Here is a 19,251-nt window from a genome sequence, read left to right as displayed (position 1 = left end):
ATACTACCATGATTAAAAATTTACACCATTTAGGTGATTTTTGTATGCACTACATTAAAAACCGATCTACTTCTAAAGCACTTGGAATTGCGTTAATGCTTTATGGAGGATCTTTATATGCTCAATATAAAATAGATCCAAAATTTGAAAATGTAATTTCTATTCAAAAAAAGGGAAATCTAAATTCTAAAAATTTCAAGAAAATTATAGAAGAAAATCAACTATCTACCTCAACAGTTGTTTTACCAAATGGAAATACTGAAGAGCTTTTCCAAGCAATTGTTTATGGTGATTATAAGAAATTTGAAAATAAAGGATACTTAATACAAGCCACTACCAAAACTTTTTTTACAGCTTTATTATCTTTAGAACAGATACAGGAGTTAGGAAATAATGAAAATATAAAAAGTATTGAAGTTCCTAAAATTGATGGTTTAAATAATATTCCTCATGTAACAGAATCTGGAACAAGTTTACTACATTCTGGAGTTTTGAATAACCAATCTTACAAAGGTCAAGGTGTTTTGGTTGGTATTTTTGATACAGGAATAGATTTTAAACATCCTGATTTCAATAGTCTTTCTGACCCTACTAAAACACGAATTCTTAGAATTTGGGACCAAACATTAACACCAGAAACTACAACGGAAAAATCTCCAACAGGTTTTTCTTACGGAGTAGAATATGCAAAGATTGAGATTGATGATGAGATTGACGGCTCTCCTACAAATTTAGTAAGAACTGTTGATACAAACGGACATGGAACGCATGTTGCGGGTACTGCTGTTGGTAGTGGACTGGGTACTGTAAAACGTCTATTTACTGGTACTGCTCCAGAAGCAGATATTATTGTGGTAAGAGGTGGTGTTAATAATTTTTCTTCTTTCAACCAAACAAACGGTTTGGAGTATTTCAAAAAAATTGCTGAAGAACTTAATAGACCTATTGTTGTTAATATGAGTATTGGTGGTCAAGTTTCTACACATGATGGAACAGAGGTTAACGAAATTGCCGTGAATGAATTTACAAAATCTGGTCCAGGTAGAGTTGTTGTCATTTCTGCAGGAAATGATGGAGGTGGAAAAATTCATCATTATTTAAATCTTAATCCAGGTGAAAAAAAATCATTTACAATTAATACTGAAGACCCTCCAACAGGTGTCACGAATAATTCTCTTGACTTTTTTTCATTTATTACTTACAATAGAGGATTAGAAAATAATTTAGATGTTACATTAAGAATTACAGCTCCAAATGGTGAAATAGTTACAAGACCTCCTGAAAGTTTTGCTACTGATGATATAAAGGATACATCTGGTAATACAATTTTAACAATTCAAAGTGCAAATTATTGGGAACTTGAAAGAAAAAAAAGATGGACACAAACAGTTGTTAAAAGAACAAGTACTTCTGTTCCAATTGCAGGAACATACGTTTTTGAATTTGAAAATACAAACGATGTACCTTTAGAGTTAGATGGCTGGATTACAAGTTATTCTGTCAATCTTAATCCTATAGATGGTAACAACGATTACACTACAGGCTCTCCTGGTAATGCTGATGAAGCAATAACAGTAGCAAATCATGCAGCTAGTTTATTCGTCTTAAATAAATTAACTGCTAACTACAGTTATCTATACAGTACATTTCAAGATAAAAATTTTTCAAGTTCCATTGGCCCAAGAGTGGATGGATTTAGAAAACCCGAAATTTCTGCTGATGGTACCCTTGTTACATCTGCTTTATCATCAAACATACCCTCATATACGACTGCGGGTTCTATAATTGATGGTAAATATTATAGAGCAATTTCTGGTACAAGTATGGCAGCTCCAGGTGTAGCAGGATCGGTAGCACTTCTTTTACAAGCAAATCCAAATTTAACTGCTAAACAAGTAAAAGATAGACTTACAAGCACAACTACTAAAGATAAATTCACAACAGAAAATTATTCAACTACTTTTGGATACGGTAAGATAAACACTTACAATGCCGTTTTACAAGAAGTAAATAGTCAAAATAATAATCAGTCATGTCCTGTAGGTAATTTCACGATATTAGGTTATGATACGTATGATAAATCTTATAGTAGTACTGATCTACCTAATTCTTATCAAGCAAATATAGCTAATACACAAAAAGTAGCTTTAAAATACACACCTACTATTTCTGGTAAATTAAAAAGTGTGTACATGTTGATGGGATATAATAATCCCGTAACTGATAGTCCTTTTACTGTTGAAGTAAGAAAAGCAAACGTTGATGGTTTACCTGGAGATTTAATTGCAACAAAAACATTTGATAGTACAATTAACACAAATTGGTACGGATGGAATAACTTAGATATTTCTGACCTTAATGTTGACGCAATTGCAAATAAAGATATTTTTATTAATTTTTATACAACAGGTACACATTTTAGAATATTTTATGACAAAGATAATATTGATGGAAGAACATATATTTCTAATAATGACGGAGCTTATATTCAAAATAAAACTTTAGATCCAAAAATAAGAATTGTTATTCATGAAAATACAGCAGCTGTTCATCAATTAGCTACTGCGAATTCTACTACAAAACAACAAATTATACCAGGATATAATTTAGCTATTAATAACTGTAAAGTTGTAACTCGTATTGAATCTGAAGGTGCAATTCCGGTTACAGGAGAAATAACAAGCAAAATATGGGTAGATAATTATACGAATGAACTTGTTAGTAGACGTGTTCAAGTTGAAAATTCAACACAAAATCCGACGGGAAAAATAACACTTTTCTTTACTCAAGCTGAATTTGATGCTTTTAATAATGGTAAAACAACACAATTACCAACTGATAAAAGTACTAACTTAGAAAATGTGAGAGTATATTTTTACGCTGGCACAAGTAGCGACAACTCTGGTAAACATTTATCTTACAATGTTAAACCTTTATCTATAGCAGTTAATCCCCAAAATTTAAAATGGAATGATACTTACAAATATTGGGAAGTTACTGTAGATTACGCTGGACAAGGTGGATATTTTGTAGGTACAGAAAATTCTTTAAGCAATGTTGATTTATCTCTAAATAATATTCAGATTTATCCAAATCCAGTTGTAGATCATGTTAATATTTCTTTACCAAATCAAATTAAAGACGCTTCGATTAAATTGATTGATTTAACTGGAAAAGTTATTATTTCTCAAAATATTAAAGGTGCAATTAACAAAATTAATATTCCTAATATTCCACAAGGTGTTTATATTCTTGAACTAAAAACAAGTGAAGGAACAATTAATAAAAAGATTATTAAAAAATAATTTCAAAAAAATAGTTAATTTTAAATGCGGGTTGATAAAACTCGCATTTTTTATTAAAAAAACATCCAATGAATAATCCAAAAATAATTAGAACAAACTCTAACAATATAGATTTTCAGGAACTGGTAAAAGAATTAGATGCCGACCTAAAAATTAGAGATGGTGAAGAGCATGCTTTTTTTGCTCAATACAACAAAATTGATTTGATAAACCATGTTGTAGTGGCTTATATGAATGACGAAGCTGTTGGCTGCGGCGCCATAAAACAATATGATGATGATACGATGGAAGTGAAACGAATGTTTGTAAAACCAACAAATCGCGGAAATGGAATTGCAACAATGGTTCTGAAAGAAGTCGAAAATTGGACGAAAGAATTAGATTTTTCGAAATGTATTTTAGAAACAGGAATCAAACAGCCAGAAGCAATAGCACTTTATCAAAAAAATAATTACACTCAAATTCCGAATTATGAACAATATGAAGCTGTAGAAAGTAGTGTTTGTTTTGAGAAAACTTTATAAAAAACTCCCCGAAGATTTTCTTCGGGTAGTTTTTATTTATTTCCTATAAATTACCGTTCCACCAGCTTGTGCCTTTGGAAAAATAGTAACATCTGCAATTTGCACATGTTCGGGTTGATTTAATAAATAATCAATTGCATTGGCAATATCTTCTCCAATTAATGGTTCAAAACCTTTGTAGACATTATCAGAAAGTTCTTGATTTCCTTTGAAACGAACCATAGAAAATTCCGTTTCTACAGCTCCTGGAGCAACATTAGAAACTTTTATTCCGTAAGGCAACAAATCATATCGCATTCCTTTACTCAAAGATTCTACAGCCGCTTTTGATGCACAATAAGTTGCAGCATTTGGATAAACTTCTTTTCCTGCAATCGACGAAATATTAATAATATGCGCATTTGTAGATTTTTTAAGAAGTGGAATAATTGCTTTCGAAACATAAATTAATCCTTTCACATTAATATCAATCATCGCTTCCAAATCTTCTAAATCTGCTGTATCAAAAGGTGCCAAACCATGTGCATTTCCTGCATTATTGATTAAAATATCAATATTTTTCCATTCATCTTCCAGATTTTCTACTGCATTATAAACAGCTTCTTTGTCACGAACATCAAACTGAATGGTTTTAACTTCTGTGATTTCTGCTAATTCTTCTTGAATTTCATCTAATCTATTTTGACGACGTCCACATAAAATTAAACGATAATTTAACGCTAATTTCTTCGCTGTCGCCATTCCTATCCCAGATGTTGCTCCGGTAATGAAGACTGTTCTTTTCATCTTTTTAAATAATTAATAATGCTTTTTTAAGGCCATCTAAGATACAAGCTAAAAAGAAATTAAAAAATGATTTATCCTGCTTTCTTTCTACATTTTCTATTTTTTCCATTTTCGTTTTCCCGCGTGAATCGTTCTTCACGGCTGCGTTTCCTATTGCAGAAAGTAGTTTCTTTTTAGTTCCATCGTCACGTAAAACATTTACTTTAAGATTATCATAATCTATCCCAAAATCTCCTTTTGCAATTTTATTATTTCCATTAATATTAAATTGTATTTTTTTGAAATCACCATCAACAGACACTTTAAGATAAGGTTTTACAAATGGATCAAGATTTTTTGCTGGTAAATTTGTAATTCCTCCATTTATATTAAATTTATCTGACGTATTCATCGGATTGAAAACCCAATTTGCACGTAAATCTCCATTCATAAATTCAGAACGCCAATCTACAATCACATTTGGCAAAGATTTCTTTTTATAACCCGAATTTATATTTTTAACTGTTGCATTTATAGATGAAAATGTTAACTTTCCTGTTCCAATACTTTTTGCAGTTTCTTCTTCATATTCTAATTTAGAATTTACCAATTGTAATTGTTTCACACCAAGATCAAATTTCATATTTCGTAATTTTTCAGAGAAAAATGTTTTTCGTTTTTTATCTTCTGGCGGAAGTAAACTTCTATAAATATTGGTGTAAAGTTGATTCAATTTAAACTGATTTGCTTTCAAGAAAAAATCTTTTGATGGCGAAATTCCCCACTGAATTCCATTTCCAGAAATTTGATTAATAGAAATTGTATACAAATCCGATTGCTCTTTTAGTTGATTTGTAAAAACTTGACGTGACATTTTTGGCGTTAATCTTAATTGATTTACGACAATATTTCCATCAGAAAATTGAAGTTCAGACGTATTTAATTTATAAACTTTACTCATGTCAAAATCAATTCCAGCAGACTTTAACAATACAGATTTATAAGAAAATGGAATAGATTGTTGTATTGTTTTTGGATCGACATTAATCTCTTTGAATGCTAATTGAAATTGTTTCAACGTAAGATTTGGCGTTTTTTGTTGATAAGGAATTACGTCCAAATGTCCATTTATCAACGAAATATTATTCACTTTTATAATATCATTAAAATCTTGCGGAGCTTTACCTTCTCGTTGTGCAACACGTCTTGGTTGACCAAAAATAGTAAATTTTGGATTCTTCAAAATCACATTATTTATATGCAATTTCTTTCCATAATCGTTTACCAAACCCAAAACAGTAAGATTTACATTACTGAAATCAAATTTTTGTGAAGCAATAAAACGAGAACGTTTTATTTGAATGGTATCAACGCCAAGATTAAAATCAATTAGAAATTTTTTGGTTGCAACATCTACTCTTTTCGCAATTAATTTCTCATTTTTTTGATCGATGATTTTGACATTTACTTCATCTAATTTTATAGAATTTGTGTGAAAATAGAATTGATTATTTTTTAACCCCCAACTGTTATTGTTTAACGTAAGAAGTGGCGCTTCTATATCTAATAAAGTATTTGATTTTGTATAATTTTGATTAAACTGAGTTTTAGAAATCAAAGGTTTCATTTTGAAGTTTTTCAATACCAATTTTTTCTCTGTCAAATCAAAAGAAGAAGCTGTGAGCGTGTGCATTTCATTCAACCTATAATACATCGAATCCAGTTTTACACGAAACGTTTTATAATCTATCGGAATATCATTTGCACGTGTTAATTGGTTCATTTTAATTCCTTCTATGCTCAAATCAACATTATTTACAGCATATTTTATAGTTGTTGCGTCCGCAAAAAGTGTTCGTATTTTACCATCTTCTATTTGCAGTTTTTTGATATTAATCAAATCCGCATCTTCTGGTTTTATCGTAACTTTGGTTGGTTCTTTATCTGTTTTATTTTTAGATTTTGCAGCAATAATACAGATTTTTGGTTGTTTAAAACGAATTAAATCTGTCTTGAAATATAATTTGTCTTCGGTTGTAAATCCCCAATCCATGTTGGTTAGATTAAGTAATTTTGTTTCGATATCAAATAAATCTACATCAGAATTATTGGGTACAAAATTTTGCCCATTCATTTGGAGAGGTTTCATGGTAAAATCGACCAATTCAAAACTTGTATTGTTGAATTTAACTTTCTTAGCACGTAAAATTTGTCGGTCTTTTATCTCAAAAAACATCGAATCTAATTTTATCTCGTAATCAGAATATCTAAACGGAATTTTTTTATCAACAGTTCGCTCATTAAATTTTACGCCATCAAAATCTATACTAAAATTGGACACATTTGCAAGATGTTTTTTCCCTGATTTAGAAAATAAATTAAACTCACCATTGTTGATATTTACATTAGAAACATTAAAACTTTCACCAACTTTAACTTGTGTTGTATCCTTTTTTATGGAATCATTTTTTTCTCGTAAATAATAATTTACACTCGGCTTTTCAATGTTTATAGAATAGGCTGAAACTTCTTTTTTTGCAATTAATTTATAGAAATTAATTCCGACAATTTCTATTTCTTCCACTTTTCCCGTCGCATCTATAGAATCTTTTATCATCAAAGAATCTTTTGGCGAAACTTCTACATTTTTGAGTGAAAGTGATGAGTTAAAAAAGGAAAAACTCAAATCTTTGTACGTAAAATTATAGGGCGTGTCATTTTTTTCTGCAATAATTTTTGGTAGACGATTATTCAGAAAATAAGTTGCATAACTGCTTAAAGCAAAAAGTATCGCAATAATAGAAATTAAAGCGATACTAATATTTTTAGTCCAACGATTCTTAAACATTGATATAATTTGGTTAAGTAATTAATTCACAATAACTATACCAATTTCAACAATATTTTGTGCGTTATTCGTTTATATCATAAATTTCTTTGATATTTTTAAGAATTTGATCAAAATCTAATTTAAGATCAATCAAATTTCCTGTAAATAAATCGAAAACCCAACCATGAATTTCCAATCCATTTTCCATAGCACGTTGCACGAAAGGATTTTTCACAACATTAATACATTGCTCTTGTACATTAAGCTCTACCAAACGATTATAGCGTATTCCTTCGTTCTCTATTGCATTCAATTCTTCCGAATGTAAACGATAAACATCTCTAATATTACGCAACCACGGATTCATAATTCCTAAATCTTTGGGAATCATAGCAGATTTTATTCCGCCACAATTATAATGTCCGCAAACTACAATATGTTTCACTTTCAGATGCTCTACAGCATAATCTAAAACCGATGTTGTATTCAGATCCAAACTAATTACCATATTGGCTATATTGCGATGTACAAAAACTTCTCCTGGCTCTGCTCCAAACAATTCTTCCGTAGTTACACGGCTATCCGAGCAACCAATATAAAGTATTTCTGGACTTTGACCTGCAGACAATTTATCAAAATACGCAGCATCTTGACTTAGACGTTTCGCAACCCACTCTTGGTTGTGTTTAAAAACTTTTTCTAGATTCATAATTCTTTATAATACATCTTGCACTTCTGGGTGTTTTCCTACATAAACACTTACATAACTACAAAATGGTAAGATTTTTAATTTATTTTTTCTTGCATAATCTACAGCTTCTAACACTAATTTTTCGGCAAAACCTTGTCCTCTCAATTCTGGATTAACACCTGTATGATTTATCAACATTTGCTCTGCTTTTAATATAAAAGTCAATTCTCCAACCGCATTATTTGTATCATCTATCAATTCAAAAACACCGTTTTTACCGTCTAATTTTAATTCAATTTTCATAGCCAATCAATTTTTGTTTAAGATATATTTTTTGAACGAAAAATCGAACTAATTATTTGTTAAAACTCTATAAATTCGGGACAAATTTAAGGTCGAAAAAGTTTTAAATCAAAGAAAATTTAACTTAATAATAATCTTTCTATTTAATTACTTTTCTATCTGATTATCAATATGAAACCATCAACTATAATAAATAATGTATAGTGTCGCTTTTTTTTATTTGATTATTTCATACATTTGTTAGATATTTTAAGGAAATATTCTTCATATGAAATTTATTGTATCGAGCAACACGTTATTAAAAAATGTTAACTTAATTGGTGGAGTAATCAACTCTAATAACACTTTACCAATTCTTGATAATTTTTTATTCGAATTAGACGGAAATCAATTAAAAATTACTGGATCAGATTTAGAAACTACAATTTCAACAATTTTAGAAGTAGAATCTAACGATAATGGTAAAATTGCCATTCCATCAAAAATCTTAACAGATACATTGAAAACTTTTCCAGCTCAACCTTTAACTTTTATTCAAAAAGAAGGAAATACTTTGGAAATTGTATCTGAACAAGGTAATTATCAATTAGCGTTTGAAGATGCTAATGAGTATCCACAAACGCCAGATATTGAAGACGCAAGTACAACAACATTGGGCGCAAGTGTATTATCAGAAGCAATTCTGAAAACTATTTTCGCAACTGGAAACGACGAATTACGTCCTATTATGACGGGAGTTTTCTTCCAAGCAAGCGATGATATTTTCCGTTTTGTTGCAACTGATGCACACCGTTTGGTAAAATATACACGTAACGGATTACAAGATTTACAAGCTGCAGAGTACATTATGCCAAAGAAACCTCTTAACTTATTAAAAAATATTTTAGGTGGAAATAATGATGATGTTACGATAGAATATAATAAAACAAATACACGTTTTTCTTTTCAAAACATTGTATTGACTTGTCGTTTGATTGATGGAAAATATCCTAATTATGAAGCGGTAATTCCAAAAGAAAATCCAAACGTATTAACGATCAATAGAAATTTATTTTTAACATCATTGAAGCGAGTTGCAATTTTCTCTAACAAAACGACAAATCAAGTTCGATTAAAATTAGTTGGAAATTCATTAACAATTTCTGCTGAAGATATTGATTTTGCTAACAAAGCAGAAGAAAGACTTCCTTGTGATTACAACGGAACAGATTTGCAAATCGGTTTCAATTCTCGTTTCTTAATTGAGATGTTGAATAACTTACAATCAGAAGAAATAACATTAGAAATGTCTGAACCAAATCGTGCAGGAATCATCAAACCAGTTGATGGACTTGAAGAAGGCGAAGAAATCCTAATGTTAGTAATGCCAGTTATGTTAAACGCGTAATAAACAAGAATACATAAATTCATTTTTACAATACAATGAAAATTTCATACAATTGGCTAAAAACCTACATTGATACAAATATTTCGCTAGACGAAATATCTGCAACGCTTACAAGCACAGGGCTTGAAGTAGAAGGTGTAGAACAAGTAGGTGGAGCTAAACCATATTTGGATACCGTATTAGTTGGGAAAGTTTTATCGGCTGTACCTCATCCAAATGCAGATAAATTAAAAGTAACAAAAATAGATTTAGGAGATGGTCAAGAAACGCAAATCGTTTGTGGAGCTCCTAATGTAGCGGTTGGTCAAAACGTTCCTGTAGCGACTGTTGGTACAATTTTACCTTCTTCGGAAGGAGAATTTAAAATAAAAAAAGCAAAAATTCGTGGTGAAGAATCTTTCGGAATGATTTGTTCTGAAGTAGAATTAGGAATTGGTACTGATAATTCAGGAATCTTAGTTTTACCAGAAGATTTAAAACCAGGAACACCAGCTTCTCAATTGTTCAATGATGGAGAAATCGATTACGAAATTGAGATTGGTCTTACACCAAACCGCGCAGATGCAATGTCACATTTTGGTGTTGCGCGTGATTTACACGCTGCATTAAAAACACGTGATATTACTTCGACATTCAAAACGTATGATATTTCAAATTATCCTACAACAGATTTTGGTCAAAATCCTATTTCTATCGAAGTAAAAGATACAGAAGCTGCACCACGTTATGCGGGTGTTTACTTGAAAAATGTAAAAGTTGCTGAATCTCCAGATTGGTTAAAAAATCGTCTGAAAGTAATCGGATTATCTCCAATAAACAATGTTGTAGATATTACGAATTACATTTTACACGATTTAGGACAACCTTTACATGCTTTTGATGCAGATAAAATTGAAGGAAATAAAGTAATTGTTCAGAAATTAGCCGAAGGCACAAAATTCACAACTTTAGATGGTGTAGAACGTACATTAAAAGGTTATGAATTAATGATTTGTAACGAAAATTCACCAATGTGTATCGCTGGTGTTTTTGGAGGAAAAGAATCTGGAGTTTCTGACTCTACAACAAATATTTTCTTAGAATCTGCTTATTTTGAGCCTGTAACTATTCGTAAAGGTGCAAAAGCACATGCGTTGAATACCGATGCTTCTTTCCGCTTTGAACGTGGAATTGATCCAAATACAACAATTGATGCGTTGAAAAAAGCAGTGTTGATGTTTGTTGAAATTACTGGTGCTGAAATCGCTTCTAATATTGATGATATTTATCCAAATCCAATCCAAAACTTTAATGTAAAATTACGTTTAAGTAAGGTGGTTGAATTATTAGGTGTAGAAATCGCTGAAGATAAAATAAAAGCTATTTTAAAGAATTTAGAAATCAAAATTTTGTCTGAAAATGATGGCGTTTTAGATTTAGAAGTTCCTGCTTATCGTGTTGATGTACAACGTGATGTCGATTTAATAGAAGATATTTTAAGAATTTATGGATACGATAATATCGAAATTCCATCAAAATTCTCTTTCTCTTATGTTCCAAATCAAAAAGTTAGTCCAGATAAAATTGAAGATTTTATTGCACGTCAATTAATCTCTTTCGGTTTTAATGAAGCGATGAATAACTCGTTAACGAAAAAAGAATACGAAGAAATTTTCTTTTATCCAGCAGGAGAAAGCGTTGCGATGTTAAATCCACTTTCTGCTGATTTAGCGGTAATGCGCCGTACTTTATTGAATGGTTTATTAGAAAATGTTGCCTTCAATATCAATCGTAGAAATACAGATGTAAAATTATTCGAATTCGGAAAAATTTACCGTAAGATTGATGATATTTACGAAGAAAATAAATGTTTAGGAATCGTTGTTTCAGGAAATTTTAATGCTGAATCTTGGACAGGAAATGTGCGTAAAGTTGCTTTTTCTGATTTGAAAGGTTTGGTACAACAAATTTTTGTTCGTTTAGATATTCAAATAACAGATGAAAAACCTGCAAATGATGATAATTTCTTAGATGGAATTGAATTTATTTCTGGAAAAAAATCATTAGGTAAATTAGGAATCATCAACAAAAAATTAGCGAAAAAATTAGGTGTAAATCAAGATACTTTCTTTGCTCAATTAAATTGGGATGCGTTGTTAGAATTAACAAATAATCACGATTTAAAATACCAAGAAATCTCTAAATTCCCAGGTTCTCGCCGAGATTTAGCGTTATTAATAGATTCTACCGTGAAATATGAAGAATTGTATAAAGCAACAAAAGAAGTGAAAACAAATTTATTGAAAGCCGTTAATTTATTCGACGTTTACGAAGGAGATAAATTACCAGCTGGAAAAAAATCGTATGCATTAAGTTTTACAATTCAAGACGAAACAAAAACATTAAGCGACCAAGAAATTGATGGTTTGATGAATAAATTAATCAAATTGTACCAAGAAAAATTTAGTGCAGAATTAAGATAAAATAATCCGAAAAATTATGAAGATAGCAACTATTTTTTGTGCAATACTTATAACAGCTTTTATCGCTACATCTTGTTCTACTACTACTTCTGCGGTTAAAATAAAACCAAAATCAGAAGTTTCTATTTCTAACCAAAATTGGTATTTGGTAAATGATAATGATGTGGTAAAAGGTTTGTACGACAAGGATGTAAATTTGACGATTGACGAAGCCAATTCTACTGTTACAGGTTTTGCAGGTTGTAATAATTTTACAGCTACTTTTACTAAAGTAAGCGGTGTTGTAAGTTTTGTGAATTTCTCTGAAACAAAAATGGCTTGCCCAAATATTAGTAAAGAAAAAGCATTTTTATCGATGTTGAAAAATGTAAATCGTTACGAAGTTTCTGGAAAAGAATTACATCTTTATAAAGGAAATATTTTATTAATGACTTTTAAAACAACTTAGTTTTAACACAATATATCTTAAAAAAGCGATCAATTAATTGATCGCTTTTTTAATTTCAAGAAATATGTTTATTGAATGGATTAACGTACTTTTGTAATCTAATTTTTAGTCAATAAATATGCCTCAAAATATAACGATTCGTATATCGCCTTCAGAAGCTGCAAACGAAAACATTCTTAAACAACGTTTAGCCTCAGCTGCTAAAACAAAACCAGAAAACATCAATGCTTATCAAATTGTAAGACGCTCTTTAGACGCGCGTAGCCGTAATATTGTAGCACAATTACAAGCAAATGTTTTTATTAATGAAGAATTTGAAGATGCATTTGCATTTTATCCAAAACTTCAAAACGTTTCAAATGCACATGAAGTTTATATTGCTGGCGCTGGTCCTGCGGGATTATTTGCTGCTTTAGAATTGATAGAGCAAGGTCTTAAACCAATTATTATCGAACGTGGTAAAAATGTGAGAGATCGCCGTAGAGATTTAGCTGCGATGAACAAAGAAGGAAAAGTGAATCCAGAATCTAACTACTGTTATGGTGAAGGAGGAGCTGGAACATATTCGGACGGAAAATTATATACACGATCTACAAAACGTGGAAATATTCTAAAATCGTTGCAATGGTTTGTTCACTTTGGTGCGACAGAGCGTATTTTGCAAGAAGCGCATCCACATATAGGTACAAATAAATTACCAGGAATTATCGCAAACATGCGCGAAGCGATTATAGCATGTGGTGGAGAAGTTTTGTTTGACACAAAATTGACAGATATTCTAGTCGAAAATAATCAAATAAAAGGTATCGAACTTAATAATGATACAAAGATTAAAACCTCTCAATTAATCTTAGCAACTGGACATTCGGCGCGTGATATTTTCAGAATGTTAGATCAAAAAAAGATTTTAATCGAAGCAAAACCTTTTGCTTTAGGTGTTCGTATCGAGCATCACCAATCGTTGATTGATTCAGCTCAATATCATTGTTCTGCAAATGGCGAACGAAACGAATTTTTACCTCCAGCCTCGTATTCATTGGTTTCGCAAGAAGCTGGTCGTGGCGTTTTCTCATTTTGTATGTGTCCTGGCGGAATTATTGCGCCCGCATCTACAGACGAAGGAGAATTGGTGGTAAATGGTTGGTCGCCTTCTAAACGTGATGGATTTTTTGCAAATTCTGGAATGGTTGTAACCGTTGACGAAAATGATTTTGCTAAATATGGTTTTACAGGACCTTTGGCTGGAATGAAATTTCAACAAATGGTAGAGCAAAAAGCGTGGCAAGTTGGTGGCGGAAAATTAAAAGCTCCAGCTCAACGAATGACAGATTTTGTTTCGAATAAATTATCAAATTCTTTGAATGATTGTTCATATTTGCCAGGTTTAACTTCAGGATTATTAAGCGAAGTTTTACCAAAAGAAGTGCATCAATCTTTGCAATTAGGTTTCCAAACATTTGGTAAAAAAATGAATGGATATTTTACCGAAAATGCAAATGTTGTGGCAACAGAATCAAGAACTTCTTCGCCAGTTCGCATTCCTCGTAACGATGAAACTTTACAACATACACAAGTTACCGGATTATTTCCTTGCGCTGAAGGAGCGGGTTATGCAGGTGGAATTATTTCTGCAGCGATGGATGGTGCAAAAGTTGCACTAGCTGTGAAGAATTTTATCGAAAAATAGTTTTATATTTAATCATCAAAATAAATTAACGATGTCAAGCTGAACTTGTTTTCAGCTTGATATCTTTTAAGAAAATGAATTTTCTAAAATCTATATTATTTGTTGGTTTAGGCGGTGCTGTTGGTAGTGTTGCAAGATATTTAATTTCGTACGGAATAGGAAAATATTACACGCAACCTTTTCCTTTAGCCACTTTTCTTACAAATATGATTGGTTGTTTTTTGATAGGCGCTTTGTATGGCTATTCAATCAAAAATAATTTAGGAAATACATATTTCAATTTTCTATTAATTACTGGTTTTTGTGGTGGTTTTACAACTTTCTCGAGTTTTTCTTACGAGAATTTCAACTTAATCCAACAAAATATTTATACACTAATCATCTATATTTTTCTTAGTATTTTAGTTGGATTACTTTTTACACTGATCGGTTTTAAATTATTTAAATAATACATTATCAATAAAATACATTTTATCAACAATTGATAATAAAAAATCCTTATTTTTAATAAATTTTTAAAAATAAGCTATGAAGAAATCTTTTCTACTATGCGGAATTATGTTTGGTTCCGTTTTAACTTATGCGCAATTAAAGACTGTGAAAAAAACTGACAACAAAGGATACAACTACGAAATGGTAGAAAATGATCCTTCAAATACGCGAATTTATACGCTAAAAAATGGTTTGAAAATTTATTTGGCTCAACTAAAAGATGAACCAAGAATACAGACTCATATTGCGGTAAAAACAGGTTCTAATAATGATCCAGAAGATAATACTGGTTTAGCACATTATTTAGAGCACATGGTTTTTAAAGGAACTTCTAAAATTGGAACACAAAATTGGAACACCGAAAAACCTTTAATCAAGCAAATTTCTGATTTATATGAACAACATAAAGCAGAAAAAGATCCAGCCAAAAAAATAGCACTTTATAAAAAAATAGATGAAGTTTCTCAAGAAGCGTCTAAATATGCTGTTGCGAATGAATATGATAAATTAATTTCATCTTTAGGCGCTTCTGGCACAAATGCACATACATCTTTAGAGGAAACAATTTACCATAATAATATTCCTAATAATGAATTAGAAAAATGGTTGATGGTAGAATCTGAACGTTTCAACGAATTAGTTTTACGTTTGTTTCATACCGAATTAGAAGCTGTTTACGAAGAGTTTAATCGTTCACAAGACAATGATGGGCGTTTGGTTTATTATAAAATGATGGAAACATTATTTCCTAAATCACATTATGGTACACAAACGACAATTGGAACTTCTGAGCATTTAAAAAATCCTTCGATGGTTGCTATTCATAATTATTTCGATAAATATTATGTAGCAAGTAATATGGCTGTCATGTTAATTGGTGATTTTGATTTTGACACAGCAGTTCCTCTGATTGATAAACATTTTGGAAGTTATGCAACAAAACCAGCTCCTGTACAATATGTAGCAAAGGAAGAACCAGTAAAAACTATTGTAACAAGTGAGGTTTTTAGTCCTTCGTCAGAAAGAGTTCAATTTGCTTATCGTTTTGATGGTGCAAAAAGTTCTGATGCTAAATATGTTACATTAATAGATTATATTTTAAGCAATTCTACTGCAGGTTTAATCGATTTAAATATCAATCAGCAACAAAAAGCTTTAAGCGCAGGAAGTGGAGCTTCGTTTTTCCGTGATTATGGAATGCATTCTTTTTCTGGTGCGCCAAAACAAGGACAATCTTTAGAGGAAGTACGTGACTTAATTTTTGCTCAAATCGAAAATATCAAACAAGGAAAATTTGAAGATTGGATGATTGATGCTGTTGTAAATGATCTTAAAAAATCTCGTTTACAAAGTTGGGATAATTCACGTTCTTTAGCTGCAAGTCTTTACAAATCGTACATTAATGATATGCCTTGGTCAGAAGTTGTAGATCAATACAATGATATGGGACGAGTAACAAAGCAAGAATTAATGGATTTTGCAAAAAAACATTACAATAATAATTATGTAATTGTTTACAAACGTCAAGGCGAAAACAAAGATTTGGTACGTGTTTCTAATCCAGGAATTACACCAATTCAATTAAATCGTAGTGCAGAATCTGATTTTTATAAAAACTTTATGAAAATCGGAACAAAGGATATTCAGCCAGTTTTTGTTGATTTTAAGAAAGAATTAAAAGAAGGAAAAATCAAGAAAGCTAAATTTACTTCAATCAATAATAATACAAATGATTTAAGTTCGGTTTACTATATTTCTGATATGGGTTCTGATCATAATAAGAAATTAGGTTTAGCTATCAATTATTTAGATTATTTAGGAACGTCTAAATATTCACCAGAAAATTTGAAAAAAGAATTTTATAAAATTGGTGTAGAATATGGGGTAAATGCAGGAACTGATAGAACATATGTTTATTTAACTGGTTTACAAAAGAATTTACCTGAAGGAATAAAATTATTTGAACATTTATTAAACGATGCTGTTGCAAATAAAGAATCTTATCAAGAATATGTAAAATCTATCATCAAATCTAGAGCAAACGCAAAAAATAATAAAAATGCTATTGCGGTAGCTTTAAATACTTATGCTCAATATGGTGCTGAGAATCGTTTTAGAGATATTGTTTCAGAATCTGAACTTAATGCAATTGATCCGAAAGAGTTAACACAGATAATCAAAGATTTCTTTAATTATAAACATCAAATTTTCTATTTCGGAAATAATGAAACAGCAACTAAAAAAGCAATAGAACAATACCATAATTTTGGAAAAGAGTTAGCTTATCCTGCGAAAAAAGACTTCCCTCAACCTATTACAGATGGTAAAGTTTATTTCGCTCCTTACGATATGGTACAAGCAGAAATTAATTTTATTGCGCGCGATACAAAGTACGATCCTACTCTTTTAACACCTTCTGGAATTTTTAATGAATATTTTGGTGGAGGATTATCATCTATCGTTTTTCAAGAAATTCGTGAGTCGAAATCATTGGCTTATTCAGCACGTGCAAGTTATACTAATGCAAGCAAAAAAGAATTGTATAATTATGTTAGAGCAAATATCGGAACACAAGCCAATAAATTGCCACAAGCCGTAGAAGCAATGAATGAATTGATGAATAACATGCCAAAAGCACCAAATCAATTTGAAAATTCTAAGCAAGCTGCGTTGAAACAAATTGCAACAAAGCGTTACACAAAATCTAATATTTTCTTTTATTGGTTATCGTTACAAGATCGTGGTTTAACTTATGATATCAACAAAGATATTTATACGCAAACATCTACGTTGACTTTAGATCAATTAAATAATTTCTTTAATCAACGTATCAAAGGACAAAAATACAATGTTGGATTAATTGGTAATAAAACAAATTTGGATTGGAATGCCGTTCAGAAATTAGGTGAAATTAAAGAATTGACTTTAGAAGATTTATTTAATTATTAATCACTTAAAAAATACATAAATCAATAAACGCGTTTTGGGAAATTCCTTCAACGCGTTTATCTTTTAAACCAACCTATGAATACTGAAATCACTCAAAAATAAGATGAGGTTCCAGCTCTTTAAATTTCTCTTCACTTATTGCATAACTTTTTTTCAACGTATTTGCATCTTTAAATTTTCCTCCTAATGAGCGTTTAAAATTAAGAATTGTGTTTGCTTGTTTCTCTGTAAAACCCAATTTCACCCAATCTTCTACATTCAAATTATTTGGATTAAATTTTCCTTTTATATCAACTTGTGCTATAGATTTTTCTTCAACTTTAGTTTTTTCGGATTTAGATTCTACACTTTCAGGTAAATCGATATAAGCTTGCATTTCATTATATTTTTCATCAGAAATCATATAACATTTTTTCAATTGCTCTTTCGACTTAAATTGTCCACCCAAAATCTTTTTATATTTCAGTATAGATTCTGCTTGTTTAGAAGAAAAACCAATATTTTGCCAATCATTTTCAGAATAATTATTCGGATTAAATTTCACATAATTAATAGTCTTACTAAGCTGTCTTTTTTCTTGCTTTTCCTCTTGTTTAGTATGTTCCGGCAATAAAATATAACGCGACATTTCTGCATATTTATCATCAGAAATCACAAAACATTTCTTTATTTGCTCCTTACTCGTAAACTTTCCGCCAACAATTTGCTTATATTTCATAATAACTTCTGCCTGTTTTGGCGTAAAACCAATTCTTTCCCAGCCTTGTTGCGGTAAATCATTCGGATTAAAATTGGTATAAGCTATTTTATTTTCAGGATATTTTGTCTCAAAAGTAGATGTCGATTTTTCAGGTAAAAGTAGAAACGGCTCCAATTCTTTGTACTTTTCCTCATCAATTACATAGCATTTTTTTATTTGCTCTTTACTTGTAAATTCACCGCCTACAATTCCTTTATATTTTATGATAACTTCCGCTTGTCGCTCAGAAAACCCAAGTTTTACCCAATCTTCTTGTGAATAATTATTTGGATTAAATGGTTTTATAGAATCTTTGTCAAACTTTTTTGAAGAAGAATTAAACGTATAATTATCTGAATCAGAATGAATTTTATATGATTCTAACAAAACTTTATCAGAAGCTGTTAATTCATACGCATCATGTTGTATCGAAAAATTCTGAAAAATTTCAAACAACAAGATTATTATAAAAAGTAAATACAACCCAAATCTTTGCGATTTGTCGAGGTAAAAAAGAGATTTTTTTAGATAACCCATTTGGTAAATATTTGAGTTAAAATCAACCAAATACAAACATATTATTTTATCACAAAAGCAATATAACCATCAAATTTACAGAAAGTTATAATTAATAAAACAATTAAAAGGTTATTAAATATTTATAATTAA

13 protein-coding genes are annotated in these 19,251 nt (G+C 30.5%); 8 read left to right on the top strand and 5 right to left on the bottom strand.

The genetic code is table 11. The features are described from left to right. The first annotated feature begins 8 nt into the window (after positions 1-8). Both RSC72_RS10740 and RSC72_RS10735 read left to right on the top strand, forming a co-directional pair. Positions 9-3,305, top strand: a complete 3,297-nt coding sequence (locus RSC72_RS10740; protein ID WP_332544038.1) for a S8 family peptidase — start codon at positions 9-11, stop codon at positions 3,303-3,305. Positions 3,306-3,373: 68 nt separating this feature from the next. Next, positions 3,374-3,829, top strand: a complete 456-nt coding sequence (locus tag RSC72_RS10735; protein WP_332544037.1) for a GNAT family N-acetyltransferase — start codon at positions 3,374-3,376, stop codon at positions 3,827-3,829. Between the two features lie 36 nt (positions 3,830-3,865). On the opposite strand, the gene RSC72_RS10730 is transcribed toward RSC72_RS10735, so the two are convergent. The 4 genes from RSC72_RS10730 to RSC72_RS10715 all read right to left on the bottom strand — a co-directional run bounded on the left by RSC72_RS10730 (position 3,866) and on the right by RSC72_RS10715 (position 8,418). Continuing rightward, positions 3,866-4,615 carry an SDR family NAD(P)-dependent oxidoreductase gene (locus tag RSC72_RS10730; protein ID WP_332544036.1) on the bottom strand — a complete coding sequence of 250 codons (750 nt, stop codon included), beginning with the start codon at positions 4,613-4,615 and terminating at the stop codon, positions 3,866-3,868. Between the two features lie 4 nt (positions 4,616-4,619). Beyond that, on the bottom strand, positions 4,620-7,442 hold the full coding sequence (locus tag RSC72_RS10725; protein WP_332544035.1) for a hypothetical protein: 2,823 nt from the start codon (positions 7,440-7,442) through the stop codon (positions 4,620-4,622). Between the two features lie 64 nt (positions 7,443-7,506). Continuing rightward, positions 7,507-8,133: a carbonic anhydrase gene (locus RSC72_RS10720; RefSeq protein WP_332544034.1), complete on the bottom strand. Its 627-nt coding sequence runs from the start codon at positions 8,131-8,133 to the stop codon at positions 7,507-7,509. A 6-nt stretch (positions 8,134-8,139) separates the two neighbouring features. Next, positions 8,140-8,418, bottom strand: coding sequence for a GNAT family N-acetyltransferase (locus tag RSC72_RS10715; RefSeq protein ID WP_332544033.1), 279 nt, complete (start codon positions 8,416-8,418; stop codon positions 8,140-8,142). Positions 8,419-8,686: 268 nt separating this feature from the next. Between RSC72_RS10715 and dnaN the strand changes: the two genes are divergently transcribed. The 6 genes from dnaN to RSC72_RS10685 all read left to right on the top strand — a co-directional run bounded on the left by dnaN (position 8,687) and on the right by RSC72_RS10685 (position 17,843). Continuing rightward, complete coding sequence (dnaN, locus tag RSC72_RS10710) at positions 8,687-9,805, top strand: DNA polymerase III subunit beta (RefSeq protein ID WP_332544032.1); 1,119 nt, start codon at positions 8,687-8,689, stop codon at positions 9,803-9,805. Positions 9,806-9,840: 35 nt separating this feature from the next. Next, positions 9,841-12,267, top strand: coding sequence for a phenylalanine--tRNA ligase subunit beta (pheT, locus tag RSC72_RS10705; protein WP_332544031.1), 2,427 nt, complete (start codon positions 9,841-9,843; stop codon positions 12,265-12,267). 16 nt (positions 12,268-12,283) lie between these two features. Beyond that, positions 12,284-12,715, top strand: coding sequence for an META domain-containing protein (locus tag RSC72_RS10700; RefSeq protein ID WP_332544030.1), 432 nt, complete (start codon positions 12,284-12,286; stop codon positions 12,713-12,715). A gap of 118 nt (positions 12,716-12,833) precedes the next feature. Further along, on the top strand, positions 12,834-14,402 hold the full coding sequence (locus RSC72_RS10695; protein ID WP_332544029.1) for an NAD(P)/FAD-dependent oxidoreductase: 1,569 nt from the start codon (positions 12,834-12,836) through the stop codon (positions 14,400-14,402). Between the two features lie 74 nt (positions 14,403-14,476). Next, a complete protein-coding gene (crcB, locus tag RSC72_RS10690; protein WP_332544028.1) occupies positions 14,477-14,851 on the top strand; it encodes a fluoride efflux transporter CrcB in 375 nt (124 codons plus the stop codon). Positions 14,852-14,930: 79 nt separating this feature from the next. Further along, a complete protein-coding gene (locus tag RSC72_RS10685) occupies positions 14,931-17,843 on the top strand; it encodes a M16 family metallopeptidase (RefSeq protein WP_332544027.1) in 2,913 nt (970 codons plus the stop codon). A gap of 88 nt (positions 17,844-17,931) precedes the next feature. Here the strand turns inward: RSC72_RS10685 and RSC72_RS10680 are convergent, their stop codons facing one another. Next, a complete protein-coding gene (locus RSC72_RS10680; RefSeq protein WP_332544026.1) occupies positions 17,932-19,038 on the bottom strand; it encodes a helix-hairpin-helix domain-containing protein in 1,107 nt (368 codons plus the stop codon). Positions 19,039-19,251: the final 213 nt, after the last annotated feature.

It is taken from the genome of Algoriella sp. (genome assembly GCF_036647415.1).
Classification (GTDB): domain Bacteria; phylum Bacteroidota; class Bacteroidia; order Flavobacteriales; family Weeksellaceae; genus Empedobacter.
This window is presented reverse-complemented; position numbering and strand designations above follow the sequence as displayed.